The 13,475-nt window shown below is 70.2% G+C and carries 13 protein-coding genes; 11 read left to right on the top strand and 2 right to left on the bottom strand.

Features of this window, described 5'->3' with window-relative positions:
• The first annotated feature begins 7 nt into the window (after window positions 1-7).
• The 6 genes from Q9R13_RS08480 to Q9R13_RS08455 all read left to right on the top strand — a co-directional run bounded on the left by Q9R13_RS08480 (window position 8) and on the right by Q9R13_RS08455 (window position 5,585).
• A complete protein-coding gene (locus Q9R13_RS08480) occupies window positions 8-874 on the top strand; it encodes an NAD(P)-dependent oxidoreductase (RefSeq protein WP_310964665.1) in 867 nt (288 codons plus the stop codon).
• Complete coding sequence (locus Q9R13_RS08475) at window positions 874-1,284, top strand: carboxymuconolactone decarboxylase family protein (protein ID WP_310964664.1); 411 nt, start codon at window positions 874-876, stop codon at window positions 1,282-1,284. The genes Q9R13_RS08480 and Q9R13_RS08475 overlap by 1 nt, the downstream gene beginning before the upstream one ends.
• Window positions 1,281-2,054 carry an enoyl-CoA hydratase/isomerase family protein gene (locus Q9R13_RS08470; RefSeq protein ID WP_310964663.1) on the top strand — a complete coding sequence of 258 codons (774 nt, stop codon included), beginning with the start codon at window positions 1,281-1,283 and terminating at the stop codon, window positions 2,052-2,054. Before Q9R13_RS08475 ends, Q9R13_RS08470 begins: the two co-directional genes overlap by 4 nt.
• A gap of 165 nt (window positions 2,055-2,219) precedes the next feature.
• Window positions 2,220-3,710, top strand: coding sequence for an ABC transporter substrate-binding protein (locus tag Q9R13_RS08465; RefSeq protein WP_310964662.1), 1,491 nt, complete (start codon window positions 2,220-2,222; stop codon window positions 3,708-3,710).
• 76 nt (window positions 3,711-3,786) lie between these two features.
• Window positions 3,787-4,203, top strand: a complete 417-nt coding sequence (locus tag Q9R13_RS08460) for a hypothetical protein (protein ID WP_310964661.1) — start codon at window positions 3,787-3,789, stop codon at window positions 4,201-4,203.
• 113 nt (window positions 4,204-4,316) lie between these two features.
• Window positions 4,317-5,585 (top strand): cytochrome P450, encoded by a 1,269-nt coding sequence (locus tag Q9R13_RS08455; protein WP_310964660.1) that lies wholly within the window; start codon window positions 4,317-4,319, stop codon window positions 5,583-5,585.
• Between the two features lie 49 nt (window positions 5,586-5,634).
• Here Q9R13_RS08455 and Q9R13_RS08450 read toward each other — a convergent pair whose 3' ends face one another.
• Complete coding sequence (locus Q9R13_RS08450; RefSeq protein WP_310964659.1) at window positions 5,635-7,122, bottom strand: FGGY-family carbohydrate kinase; 1,488 nt, start codon at window positions 7,120-7,122, stop codon at window positions 5,635-5,637.
• Window positions 7,119-8,198, bottom strand: coding sequence for a LacI family DNA-binding transcriptional regulator (locus tag Q9R13_RS08445; RefSeq protein ID WP_310964658.1), 1,080 nt, complete (start codon window positions 8,196-8,198; stop codon window positions 7,119-7,121). The genes Q9R13_RS08450 and Q9R13_RS08445 overlap by 4 nt, the downstream gene beginning before the upstream one ends.
• Before the next feature lie 110 nt (window positions 8,199-8,308).
• On the opposite strand from Q9R13_RS08445, the gene Q9R13_RS08440 reads away from it, so the two are divergent.
• The 5 genes from Q9R13_RS08440 (at window position 8,309) to Q9R13_RS08420 (ending at window position 13,459) form a co-directional block, all read left to right on the top strand.
• Complete coding sequence (locus Q9R13_RS08440) at window positions 8,309-9,394, top strand: ABC transporter substrate-binding protein (protein ID WP_310964656.1); 1,086 nt, start codon at window positions 8,309-8,311, stop codon at window positions 9,392-9,394.
• Between the two features lie 132 nt (window positions 9,395-9,526).
• Window positions 9,527-10,291 (top strand): ATP-binding cassette domain-containing protein, encoded by a 765-nt coding sequence (locus tag Q9R13_RS08435; RefSeq protein WP_458295168.1) that lies wholly within the window; start codon window positions 9,527-9,529, stop codon window positions 10,289-10,291.
• Window positions 10,291-11,535: a sugar ABC transporter permease gene (locus tag Q9R13_RS08430; RefSeq protein ID WP_310964654.1), complete on the top strand. Its 1,245-nt coding sequence runs from the start codon at window positions 10,291-10,293 to the stop codon at window positions 11,533-11,535. The genes Q9R13_RS08435 and Q9R13_RS08430 overlap by 1 nt, the downstream gene beginning before the upstream one ends.
• Before the next feature lie 36 nt (window positions 11,536-11,571).
• Window positions 11,572-12,579 (top strand): alcohol dehydrogenase catalytic domain-containing protein, encoded by a 1,008-nt coding sequence (locus Q9R13_RS08425; protein WP_310964653.1) that lies wholly within the window; start codon window positions 11,572-11,574, stop codon window positions 12,577-12,579.
• A 10-nt stretch (window positions 12,580-12,589) separates the two neighbouring features.
• The gene (locus Q9R13_RS08420; RefSeq protein WP_310964651.1) at window positions 12,590-13,459 is read left to right on the top strand and encodes a sugar phosphate isomerase/epimerase family protein; all 870 of its coding nucleotides are present in this window, start codon (window positions 12,590-12,592) and stop codon (window positions 13,457-13,459) included.
• The last annotated feature ends 16 nt before the right edge of the window (window positions 13,460-13,475 follow it).

Raw genomic sequence — 13,475 nt, 5'->3', positions numbered from 1 at the left:
GCGTCAGGTGAGCGAGATCGTGTCCTCGGTCGGATTCATCGGGCTGGGCAACATCGGCAAGCCGATGGCGTTGAGGCTGGCGGGCTCCGAGCACCCGCTGTGGGTGTACGACGTCGCACCGGATCCGCTCACCGAGCTGGCGGCGGCGGGAGCGTCGGTGGCCTCGAGCGTGGCCGATCTGGCCGGCCACGTCGACGTGGTCTGCGTGATGGTGCGCGACGACGAGCAGGTCCGCGACGTCGTCGGTGAGATCCTCGGCACCGGCCGGGAGGGCCTGACCGTGGCGATCCACTCGACCGTCGCGCCCGACACCCCGGCGTCCATGGAGGACATCTGCCGATGGCACGGCGTCCAGGTCGTCGACGCCCCGGTCAGCGGCGGAGCCATGGGCGCGGCCGACGGCACGCTGGCGATCATGGTGGGCGGCAGCGACGCGGCGTACGGCGCCTGTGCGGCGCCGCTGGGGGTGATGGGGTCCCATGTCGTGCACGCCGGCCCGATCGGGGCCGGCACCCGGATGAAGCTGGCCCGCAACCTGCTGCACTTCGTCTCGTTCACCGCGGCCACCGAGGCCCAGCGGCTGGCGGAGGCCTCCGGGCTCGATCTGGTTGAGCTCGGCAGGGTCGTCCGGCATACCGACGCGCTCACCGGCGGACCCGGCGCGATCATGCACCGGGCGACGACGGAGCCGATCGGTGCGCACGACCCGTGGCTGGGCATCTTCGAGCACGTCCGCGCGCTGGGGGAGAAGGACCTGCGGTTCGCCACCGACCTGGCCGACGACCTCGGCGTCGACGTACCCCTGGCGAGGTTGGCGCTGGCACGACTGGGGCCTGGGCTCGGCCTTGCAGCGAGCACGACGGAGGAGGATTGATGGGCGCGTTCGATGAACTGCCGGAGCTGCGGCGCCGTGGGCTGGAGACCATGGAGAAGGTCTACGGATTCGAGATGTCCGATGGTGCCGGCGACTTCTTCGGCTACACCGCCGACCACCTGTTCGCCGACATCTGGAACCGGCCCGGCCTGTCCGACCGTGACCGGCGGCTGCTGCTGATCGGTCTCCTCGCCGGCACCGGCCAGGCCGACGTCCTGGGCATCCAGGTGCCGGCGGCGCTGGCCAACGACGAGCTGGACGCCGACGCGTTGCGCGAGGTGGTGATCTTCCTGTGTCACTACGCCGGCTGGCCGATGGGCGCTCGGCTGAACGGCATCGTGGAAGAGGCCATCGGCAAGGCCGCCCGCGCCGCGCGCAAGGGCGCGGACGGAGCAGAGAAGGACGCATGATCCTCGAGGTCGCGGACAGCGCTCGGGTGCGCACGCTCACCCTGAACCGGCCTGAGGCGCTCAACGCCTTCAATGCGGAGCTGTACGACGCGACAGCGACCGCGCTCGCCGATGCGGCGACCGACCCGGAGGTGGCCGTGGTCCTCCTCACCGGGTCCGGTCGTGCGTTCAGCGCCGGCACGGACCTCAGGGAGATGCGGCGGCTCGCCACCGACGCGGCGGCGCCCGGAGGAGGCCACGGCTTCCCCGGCCTGCTGGACGCCCTGGTCGACTTCCCCAAGCCGCTCGTGTGCGCCGTCAATGGGATCGGGCTGGGGATCGGCGCGACCGTGCTCGGCTTCGCCGATCTGGTGCTGATGTCCTCCACAGCACGGCTGAGGTTCCCGTTCGCCAGCCTCGGCGTCGCGCCGGAGGCGGCGTCCAGCTACCTGCTGCCGCGTCTCATCGGTCGACAGAACGCCGCGTGGATGCTGCTCTCCGGCGAGTGGGTCAGTGCGGAGGAGGCTTTGGCGGCGGGCCTGGTGTTCAAGGTCTGCCCGCCCGACGAGCTGCTGTCGACCGCACGCCGGCACGCCGAGGTGATCGCGCGACAGCCGGTCGCCAGCCTCGTGGCCGTCAAGCACACGATGACCGAGCCCCTGCGCGCCGGGATCGTCGACGCCCGAGAGCGCGAGAACACCGCCTTCGCCACGCTGATGGGCGGACCGGCCAACCTGGAGGCGCTGAGCGCCTTCGCCGAGGGCCGTGAGCCCGACTTCACCGGCCTCTGAGCGACGCCCCCTCGCGGCCTTGAGTATGACCGGGGCATAACCCGGGCACTCCGGACACTGTTGATGAGGCAACAGCGGCGGACGTCGCCGATGCCGGGACCTCGGGAGGGACAGTTGGTGGGCCGGAGCCAGAGTGCACGGAGACGCAGTGCACGGGGACGCACGGTGGCGCTGCTGGGTGTCGCGCTGGCCGTCTCGGCGCTGGTCACCGCGTGCGGCGGCTCAGCGCTGTCGCCGTCGTACGTGCGCGCCGCCAATGACGCGGTGCAGGGCCAGGTCGCCGGCGGCGCAGCCGATGGCGGGTCATCGAGCACCACATCGGACCCGGGCGCCGGCGGCACCGGGAGCGCACAGAGCACGTCCGGTGACCCGGCTGGGTCGACCAGATCCTCGACGTCGGGCGGGGGCGCCAGTGCGGGTACGGGTACGGCGAGCGGTACGGCGTCGGGACAGCCCGGTCCGTCCGGCGGGACCCGCACCGCGACGGCCGGCACCTCGGCCACCGGTGGTGCACGAGCCTCCTGCGCCGGCTTCCACAACCAGACCGGGATCACCGACAAGACGATCACCATCGCCAACGTCGCCGACATCAGCGGTCCGGTGCCGGGCATCTTCACCTCGGCCCAGCAGGCGGTCAAGGCGTACGTCGCCTACTTCAACGCGACCACCTCGTTGTGCGGCCGCAAGCTCACCCTGCTGCCGATGGACAGCCGCACCGACCCGACGGCCGACCAGGCCGCTTACCTGAAGGCGTGCAGCAACGCCTTCGCCGCAGTCGGATCGATGTCGGCCTTCGACTCCGGTGGCGCCGGTACGGCGCAGAAGTGCGGCCTGCCCGACCTTCGAGCCGCGGCCGTCTCGGACGCACGCAACGCCTGCACCACGTGCTTCGGAGCCCAGGCCACCGACCTGCACGCCTTCCAGAACGCCGTGCCGGACTTCTTCCTCGCGCACTACCACGCGTCGACCCAGCACGCCGCGATGCTCTACGTGAACGCAGCCGCGTCGGTCGAGAACGCTCGCACCCAGCAGGCCGTGGAGCAGAAGCGGGGCATGCGGTTCGTCTACTCCGCGTCGTTCGACGTGGCCGAGTTCAACTACACGCCGTACGTGCAGAAGATGAAGCAGAAGGGGGTCCGCTGGGTCCAGTTCGTCGGCTCCCAGGACGAGGCCGTCCGCCTGGCCCAGGCGATGCAGAACGCCGACTTCAAGCCCGACGTGTTCCTTCTCGACCCGACCGCCTACGACCCGACCTTCGTGAAGTCCGGCGGAAGCGCGGTGAACGGTGCCTTCGTGTTCATCGACTTCACGCCGCTGGAGGAGGCGTCGACCAGCAAGGAGCTGCGGCTCTACGAGGCCTGGCTGCAGCAGGTCGCGCCGGGAGCGGCGCCGTCGTACTTCGGCATTTTCGCCTGGTCCGCGGCCCGGCTGTTCGGCGCGGAGGCCGCCGGGCTCGGTGGACGGCTCACCAGGGCGGCCCTGGTCGACCGGGTCCGGCACGTCGACGGCTGGACCGATCACGGCATGCACGCGCCGCAGGCGGTCGGCCCGAAGGTCAACTCGAGCTGCTGGCGGTTCCTGCGCCTGGAGAACGGCCACTGGCAACCGGTCGGTGGGCGCAGGTATCTCTGCCACGGCTCGACCAAGCTGAACTGACCTCGCCCGGGCTCTGCGGTGTTTGTGGCGTCCGGGCACGGGTACGGGAGCGGTGCGTCGGCTTCGGAGGTGCCCCGTGCAGTTCGTCATCGTCGGTCTCGTCTTCTTGGTGCTGTTCGTGATCGCCTGCGTGGCGGTCTTCGCCTTCGCTGGCCAGAAGAGCAAGGAGACCCAGGAGCTCAAGGAGCGCGAGGTCCCGATGCTGCGCTACAGGGTGCCGCAGGGGCGGGACCCGATCGTGGTGCTCAGCGCGCTGCGCCAGGGCGGCATCGAGGCGCTGCCCGACAGCCAGGACTCGGGCGGATCGACCGATGTGCTGATCCCCTGCCCGCGCGGCACCGAGACTCTGCGCGAGCGGGTGCGGGGCCTGATCGAGGCAGAGGACCGGATCAACCTGGAAGGGGACCGCGCGGAGGTGGGCCCGGTCCGCTTCGCCGACGAGGGTGACACCGGCACTGGCCGGGCGCAGTCGCGCCGAATCACCGACCGGTAGTTCCCACCGCCGGCCCTGCGCGGCCGCGCCGTCGGCCTGCCGTGCGCGGACGATGGAGGTACTCCCGGTATCCTCTGCGTGTCCGATCCGGGGGAACAGGAAGGTAGTGGGCAATGAGCGTGGTTGCCTCGTTCCGTGCTGCCGTGCGCTCCCGGCTGATCGCCCGTGCGGGTGTGATCGACCTGAGCAAGCTCGATCGCGTCCCGGACCGCCTCGCGTGGCCGCTGCTGCGTGACGGCGTCGACCCGCCTGCACGACTCGCCCGCGACCGTGCCGTCGACCCGGTGCAGCGACTGACGTCGTTCATGGGTCTCGACATCTGGCTGATCACCGGGTACGACGAGGCGCGCGAGGTCCTCGGCAACGTTCACCACTCCACCGACATCCGGCACCTCATGGGAGCCAGCGGTGACGTGCAGAGCGGAGACATCGGCGGCCTGGGGTTCACCGACCCGCCCGAGCACACCCGGCAGCGTAAGCTGCTCACCCCGGAGTTCACCCGGCGGCGACTCCAGCGTCTCGAGCCGCGGATCAACACGATCATCACCCGGCAGATGGACGAGACCGCGGCCGCGGCTGCCGTCGACGGCGTCGTCGACCTGGTACAGACCTTCGCCTTCCCGGTTCCGTTCGGCGTCATCTGTGACCTCCTCGGGCTGCCCGAGGACCGTCGGGACACGTTCCGCCAGCTGGGCACCGCGCGCTTCGACGTCTCCCAAGGCGGCGTCGGCGCGGTGGGCGCCATCAGCGGCTCACGGGAGTTCCTGCTCGCCGAGACCACGCGACAGCGGCTCGACCCGGGGCCGGGCCTGATAGGGCAGATCATCCGCGAGCACGGCGACGAGATCAACGACTTCGACCTCGGCGGGCTCGCCGACGGCGCGTTCAACGGAGGCATGGAGACCAGCGCCTCGATGCTGGCGCTCGGCACCCTGGTGCTGCTGCAGGACCGCGAGCTGTGGCGACGGATCGCCGAGGAGCCGGAGGCGGTCGACCCTATCGTCGAGGAGCTGCTCCGGCACCTGGCCGTCGTACAGGTGGCGTTCCCGCGGTTCGCCAAGGAGGACGTCATGGTCGGCGGCCATCTGATCCGCAAGGGGTCGGTGATGCTGGCCCACCTGCCCGCCGCCTCGCGGGACCCACGGTCGACCCCGGGCGAGCAGTTCTGCCCGTCCGCAGCGTCGTCGAACCACGTCGCGTTCGGCCACGGTCTGCACCGGTGCGTCGGCGCCGAGCTCGCACGGATGGAGCTCCGCGCCGCGTACCCCGCCCTGGCCCGCCGGTTCCCCGACATGCGCCTCGCAGTCAACCCTTCCGAGCTGGAGTTCCACGCCAAGTCGATCGTGTACGGCGTGGAGTCGCTCCCGGTCACCCTCGGCTGACCTGTTCGACCATTCGTCGTCGGAGCGCTCACCGAGCCTGCGACCCGGGTCAGTACTCCTGGATCGCTGCCAGGGCGTGCGCGTGGTCGCGGGTGGCCGGGTAGAGCGAGCCGTAGAGACCGTAGAGCTCGTCATAGAGCTCCCTCGTGGACGGATCGGGAGTCACGACCCGGGAGATGCGAGCCCAGTCGGTCTCCGCCGGGACCAGGCCGACGCCGATCGCTGCCATCAGTGCGTCGCCGTAGCTCGCGCCGATGGTCTGCTCGGGGACCTGCTGCTCCCTTCCGGTGACGTCGCTGACGACCTGGGTCCAGAGGGCGCCCTGGGTGCCGCCGCCGACCGCCACCAGCCGACGTACCGGATTCGCCTCGGTGTCGAGCAGCTCCAGGATCTGGCGGATGCCGAAGGCGATCCCTTCGTAGACGGCGCGGTACAGGTGCCCGCGCCCATGACGCAGGGTGAGACCGACGACGACGCCGCGAGCATGATGGTCGAAGATCGGGGTGCGCTCACCGGCGAAGTACGGCAGCAGCAGGAGCCCGTCGGCGCCCGGTGGCGTGGCGGCAGCCTCGTCGATGAGCGTCTCGAAGGGTACGTCGCCGACGAGGTGCCGCACCCAGCTGGTGAGGCTCCCCGAGGTCGACATCCCTGCGGCCAGGCAGAGGCTGCCCGGGTCGACGCCGACGGTGTTCCACAGCTGGGGGTGCGGGGCGGGGCGGCTCAGCTCCTGGACGAAGAACATCGTCGAGCCGTACATCAGCATCAGATCGCCCGGAGCGCGGACCCCGCCGCTGAACGCCTCCGCCCACGCGTCGACGGTGCCGGCGCAGACGGGTGTGCCCGCAGGGAGGCCGCACTTCGCCGCGGCGGCAGGTGTCACGGTACCGACGACCTCGGCGGGTCGAACCAGGCGCGGCCGAGGCAGGTCGCCCATCACCTCGCCGTACCACGCGTCGTTCCAGTCCTGGCCGTGGAAGTCGTACAGCGGCACCGACTGACTGGCCGTGTGGTGGTCGAGGACGTACTCCCCGGTGAGACGCTGCACGACGAAGGAGCTGGAGCTGAACCATCCGTCGGCCGCGGCCCACGCCTCCGGCTCGTGGCGACGCAGCCAGAGACCCTTGGGCCCCACCGCCTGGGTGGTGAGGGGGGTCGCCGCGCGGGCGAGCACCTCGTCGGCGCCGAGGCGTGCGTTCAGCTCGTCGATCTCGGCGGTCGCACGGGTATCGATGCCGTAGAGGATCGCGGGCCGGACGGGTACGCCGCCCCGGCAGATCAGCAGGCACGGGCCCACCCCGCTGACGCAGACGCCGGCGATCTGCTGGCCGCCGGCCCGCTCGACGAGCTCGCGGGCAAGGGCCACCACGTCGGCCCACCACACCGTCTCGGCGTCGACCTCCGCCCAGCCGGGACGCGGCATGCTCATGCTGTGCGGACGGTTGCGGATCGCGGTCGCGACCACCTCTCCGTCCGGGGCCGCGAGCACGCCCTTGCTGCTGCCGGTGCCGAGGTCGATGCCGAGCAGGAGCGCACTCATGCGGTGGACCGCCTTCCGGAGGCCGGGGGAGGGGCGGTGGACTCACGGACCACCAGCTTGGGCGTGAACAGCGCGTGTCGGGGCTCGGGTGGCTCGCCGCTGAGCGCGCCGACGATCATCGCCGCGGCAGTGGTGCCCATCTCGTAGTGCGGTCGATAGACGCTCGTCAGCGGCACCGAGAGCTGGCGCGCGAAGGGGATGTCGTCGTAGCCGCACAGCGAGACGTCGTCCGGTACGACGAGGCCGTGCTGCAGCAGTGCCTGCAGGATGCCGAAGGCGAGCAGGTCGATGCTCGCGACGATCCCGGTGGGCCGGTCGACGGCGGTCGCGAGCCGGTCACCGACGACGCGGCCGGCATCGACGGTCAGCTCGGCGGGGATGACGTCGAGCCGGATGGGTCTCGATCCGTTGCTCATCGCGTCGACTGCGCGGCGTACGCCGGTGAGCCGCTCGTGGATCGGCGCCGCTGCGGCCTCGTCGCCCACGAAGGCGAGATGCCGGTGGCCGAGATCGAGCAGGTGCTGCGCGGCCAGAGCCCCACCGGTGACGTCGTCGACCGCGACCGACATCTCGTCGTCGCCCGACTCGGCCCGGTCGACCACGGTGACCGGGATGCCGCCGGCCCGGATCCGACGCAGGTTCTCGCCGAACTGGTCGTGCGGTACGGCGATCAGGCCCGCGACGCGTCGCTCGGCGAAGAGTCTGAGGTAGGTCTTCTCGCGCTCGAGGTCGCGGGCGCTGTTGGAGATCAGCACGGTCCAGCCGTCCCGGGCCGTGGCATCCTCGACCCCGCGCGCCACGTCGAGGAACCCCGGGTTCCACGCGTCGAGGAGCAGCAGGCCGATCGTCTTCGAGGTGCCCGAGCGCAGGTGCCGGGCGGCCTCGTGGCGGACGTAGCCGAGCTGCTGGATCGCCCGCTCGACCGCCTCCCGCCGCTCGGCGCGCACGCGCTCGGGATGGTTGAGCACGTTCGAGACGGTGCCAGGCGAGACCTGGGCGAGCCGGGCGACGTCCTTGATGCCGACCCGGCTTGAGCTGCCCTGCGCGCTGGAGTTTCGCCCTGTGACCCTTGACACGTTTCAAAGTGTGTCCCTAACATCAGCGAAAGTGCAAAATTCGCACGATTTAAAAACGAATCGTGCCGGCAGTCGCCTATAGGCGGCAGACGTGAAGGAGTTGCCCCCAGATGACGAGGAACTTGGTGCGCAAGGCCGTCGCAGTGGTCGGCGTCGTGGTGCTCGCGTCGACGGCCGCCGCGTGCGGCAGCGGCGGCGGCAATGGTGGTGGCAGCGGCTCGGGCTCGGGCGCGAAGGTCGCCTTCCTGATGCCTGACGAGGGGTCGACGCGCTACGAGCTGCACGACCGCCCGGGCTTCGAGAAGCGGCTCAAGGAGCTGTGCAGCAGCTGCACGCCGCTGTACAACAACGCCGACGCGGACGCGTCCAAGCAGCAGTCGCAGTTCAACTCCGCGCTCGCCCAGGGGGCGAAGGTGATCGTGCTGGACCCGGTCGACTCTGCGGCCGCCGTGACGATGGTCAACGCCGCCCACGCCCAGGGCGCCAAGGTGATCGCCTATGACCGCCCGATCCCGAAGGCGAAGGTCGACTTCTATGTCTCCTTCGACAACGAGCAGATCGGCAAGGACATCGCCACCTCGCTGATCAAGAAGGTGAAGAGCAGCCCGGTACCGGCGGACTCGGGGATCCTGATCGTCAACGGGTCGCCGACGGACGCGGCGGCCGGCTTGATCAAGAAGGGCATCCACGAGGGTGTCGACAACAGCGGCGTCAAGGTCCTCGCCGAGTACGACACCATCGACTGGAAGCCCGAGAACGCCCAGCAGTGGGTGTCGGGTCAGATCTCGCGCTTCGGCAAGAGGATCGTCGGCGTCGTGGCTGCCAATGACGGCACCGCCGGTGGCACCATCGCGGCATTCAAGGCCGCCGGGGTCAACCCCAACCCGCCGGTCAGCGGCAACGACGCCACCGTCGCAGGTCTGCAGCTGATCATCGCTGGTGACCAGTACAACACCATCAGCAAGCCCAGCGAGATCGTGGGCGGTGCGGCTGCCGAGGTGGCGGCCAAGCTCCTGAAGGGCGAGAAGCCCGACACGAGCACCGAGCTGTTCGGGTCGCCGACCAAGCTCTACCAGCCCACGCTCGTGACCGCGCAGAACCTCAAGGCCGAGATCATCGACAAGAAGATCAACACGGTCTCGGACCTGTGCACCACGGAGTACGCCGCGGCCTGCAAGAAGCTCGGCATCTCCTGATCTCGTCGGTCCGCCGGTCGCGCACGATGCGGCCGGCGGATCCCGAGCGGGACAGGGAAGCAGACACGGAGGCATGAGATGACCAGCACGGCCCCAGCGCCCACGCGCACCTCGTTGCTGAGCCTGCGTGGGGTGAGCAAGACCTTCGGTGCGGTCAACGCGCTGACCGAGATCGACCTCGACGTCGATGCCGGGGAGGTGGTCGCGATCGTCGGCGACAACGGTGCCGGCAAGTCCACCCTCGTCAAGGTGCTCGCCGGGGTGCACCAGGCCGACGCGGGCGTCATCAGCTTCGACAGGCACCAGGTCGAGATCACCGATCCGAGTGCGGCGATCGGCCTCGGCATCGCCACGGTGTTCCAGGACCTGGCCCTGTGCGAGAACCTCGACGTTGTCGGCAACCTGTTCCTCGGGCGCGAACGTGGACCGTTCCGCCTCGACGAGGTCGCGATGGAGGTGAGGTCGTGGGAGCTCCTGCAGCAGCTCTCCGCGCGCATCGCCACCGTGCGGGTGCCGATCGCGTCGCTCTCCGGCGGACAGCGCCAGACCGTCGCGATCGCACGGTCCCTCCTGGGCGAGCCGCGGGTGATCATCCTCGACGAGCCGACCGCCGCGTTGGGAGTCGCGCAGACTGCGGAGGTCCTCGACCTGATCGAGCGGCTCCGCGAGCGCGGGCTCGGCGTGATCATGATCAGCCACAACATGGAGGACGTGCGTGCGGTCGCGGACCGGATCGTCGTCCTGCGCCTGGGCCGCAACAACGGCGAGTTCGACGCCGCGACGGTCACCTCGGAAGAGGTCGTGGCGGCGATCACCGGCGCCAGCGACAACGTGGTCACCCGGCGCCGCGACCGGGTGCGTGACCAACGCCGTACGACGACCGAGGGGATGCAGTGATGAGCGCACCACAGCCCACGGTGGCGCTGGACCAGCTTGACGAGCGGCTTCGGCAGGGGGCCGGCCTGCGCGGCGCCGCGGACACGTTCTGGCGCAGCGTCCGCGCTGGCGACGTCGGGCCGCTGCCGGTGATCGTCGGTCTGCTCGTGATCGGCACCATCTTCCAGGTCCTCAACTCGGTCTTCCTCTCCAGCGGCAACCTGGTCAATCTCACCCTCGACTCGTGCGCCGTCGGCGTGATCGCGCTGGGCATCGTCTGCGTGCTCCTCGTGGGTGAGATCGACCTGTCCGTCGGCTCGGTCAGCGGTTTCTCCGCCGCCGTGGTCGCCGTGCTCTTCGTGCGCAACGACTGGAACTGGGTGCTCGCGGTGGTCGTGGCCTGCCTCGTCGCCTGCGGCATCGGCCTGCTGTACGGCGTGCTGCTGACCCGCTTCGGCATGCCCAGCTTCGTGTCCTCGCTCGCCGGTCTGCTGGCGTTCCTGGGCCTGCAGCTGGCGATCCTCGGGGGCCAGGGCTCGGTGAACCTCCCGTTCGACTCGTGGCTGGTGAGCTTCGCCCAGCTCGACTTCGTCGCGCCGTGGCTGTCCTACGTGCTTGCCGCGCTGGCCTCGCTCGCCCTGTTCCTCAGCGGCTTCGACACGTACGCGCGGCGCCGACGGGCCAACCTCTCCACGACGCCGCTCCAACTGCTGGTCGCTCGCTCCGTGCTGCTCCTCGTCGTGGCCGAGCTGGTCGTGTGGTACCTCAACCAGAGCCGCGGGGTCGGCTGGATGGTCGTCTTCTTCGTGGCGCTGGTGCTCGCCGTCCACTACGGCATCACCCGAACCAGCTGGGGCCGCTCCCTGCTGGCGGTCGGCGGCAATGTCGAGGCCGCCAGGCGCGCGGGCATCAATGTGAACCGGGTCTACATCAGCGCCTTCGTGCTCTGCTCCCTGTTCGCCGGCATCGGCGGCATCCTTGCCGCCGGACGGCTCGCCTCGGCGAACCTCAGCAGCGGCACGGGCGACGTCAACCTCAACGCGATCGCGGCGGCGGTCATCGGCGGCACAAGCCTCTTCGGCGGCCGGGGTACGGCGTTCTCCGCACTGCTCGGGATCCTGGTCATCGAGTCGATCAGCAACGGGCTGACGCTGCTGAACCTCGACTCGTCCTACCGCTTCGTCATCACCGGGCTGGTGCTCGCGATCGCGGTCGCGATCGACTCGCTCGCCCGCAAGTCACGCGCCTCGCACGGCCGGGCCTGACCGCCCGTCAATGCGAGGCCCCAGAGAGGAGACCCCGTGCCCAACCGTGCTGCCGTCATGACGGAGTTGAACAAGATCGTCGTCGAAGAGCGGCCCGAGCCCAGCCCGGGCCCGCGAGAGGCGGTCGTACAGGTCCAGGCGGTCGGCGTCTGTGGCTCCGACACGGCGTACTTCAAGGTGGGCCGGATCGGCGACTACGTCGTCGACGGGCCGATCATCCTCGGTCATGAGGCCTCCGGGGTCGTGACCGAGGTGGGCAGCGACGTGGTGGACGTGTCCGTCGGCGACAGGGTCGCGATCGAGCCCGGGACGCCCTGCCGCGACTGCCGCGAGTGCATGGCCGGGCGCTACCACCTCTGCCCCGACCTGGTGTTCCTGGCGACGCCGCCGTACGACGGAGCGCTGGTCGAGCGGATGGCGATCGACTTCCGCAACCTGCACCTCATCCCGGACGAGATGTCCTATGAGGAGGCCGCTCTTTTGGAGCCGCTCTCGGTGGGGATCTGGGGGTGCCGCCGAGCGTCGCTGGAGCCTGGCGACGATGTGCTGGTCACCGGTGCCGGCCCGGTGGGCCTCCTCGCTGCGGCGACGGCGTGGGCGTTCGGCGCGGGAAGCGTGACGGTCACCGACGTCTCGGAGTTCCGCCTGGACCTCGCCCGGGGGATGGGCTTCGGCACCGAGCACAGCGAGGCGCCGAGCGAGCGCCGCTTCGATGTGCTGCTGGAGTGCTCGGGTGCCCCGGGCGTGCTCGGTCAGGCGATGGGACGGCTCCGACCCCACGGTCGAGCGGCGATGATCGGGATGTCGAAGGAGGAGGCGATCGGGCTTCCGCTGTCCCAGCTCAACCCACAGGAGCTCACCCTCAGCCTGGTCAACCGCTACAACCACACCTGGCCGCTGGCGATCGCACTGGTCTCGACCGGGCGCGTCGACGTCACCCCGCTGATCACCCACCACTTCGGTCTCGACGAGGCTGCCGACGCCCTCACGCTGAGCAGCCGGGTGTCGGACTCGGTCAAGGCCTTCGTGCACCCGCAGCGCTGAGGAGGCAGACGTGCAGATCGGATGTCACGGATCGGTGTTCACCGGCAGCTTCGACACCGAGGGGACCAGACTCGCGGTGGAGCGGACCGCTGCCGCCGGCTTCGACCTCATCGAGATCCCACTGCTCGATCCTGACCTGCTCGACACCGCCTCTGTGCGCGCGCTGGTCGAGGAGACCGGTCTGGGCGTGACCGCATCCCTGGGCCTCAGCGCCGAGACGGACCTCTCGAGCGAGGACCCGGAGGTCGTGGCCGCCGGCGGCCGTCTGCTCGGCCGCTGCCTGGAGGTGCTGACCGAGCTCGGCGGCACCCACCTGGTCGGTGTCATCTACTGCGCCATGCGCAAGTACCTCGAACCCGCGACAGCGCTCGGTCGCCAGCACAGTGTGGACGCGGTCGGCCGGCTCGCGGAGCGGGCAGCCGGCTTGGGGATCCGGGTCGGCGTCGAGGTGGTCAACCGCTACGAGTCCAACCTGCTGAACACCAGCCGTCAGGCGGTCGCGTACGTCGAGGAGGCAGCCAGCGACAACCTCTGCGTGCACCTGGACACCTACCACATGAACATCGAGGAGCCGGACCTGTTCACCCCGGTCCTCACCGCCGGGGAACGGCTCGGCTACGTCCACATCGGCGAGAGCCACCGGGGCTACCTCGGGTCGGGAACCGTCGACTTCGACGCCTTCTTCAGGGCCCTCGCCGGGATCGGGTACGACGGGCCTGTGGTCTTCGAGTCGTTCTCCTCGGCGGTGGTGCACCCGGACCTGAGCAACACGCTCGGCATCTGGCGCAACCTCTGGTCGGACGGCGACGACCTCGCCGCCCACGCCAACTCCTACATCCGCGGCCAGCTGAGGTCGGTCGCGTCCATCGACCAGCACTGACTGCGTGCTGGGCGAG

It is taken from the genome of Nocardioides marmorisolisilvae (assembly GCF_031656915.1).
Lineage (GTDB): Bacteria > Actinomycetota > Actinomycetes > Propionibacteriales > Nocardioidaceae > Marmoricola > Marmoricola terrisoli.
Note: the sequence above shows the minus strand (reverse complement) of the source record. Positions and strands in the feature narration are given on the sequence as shown.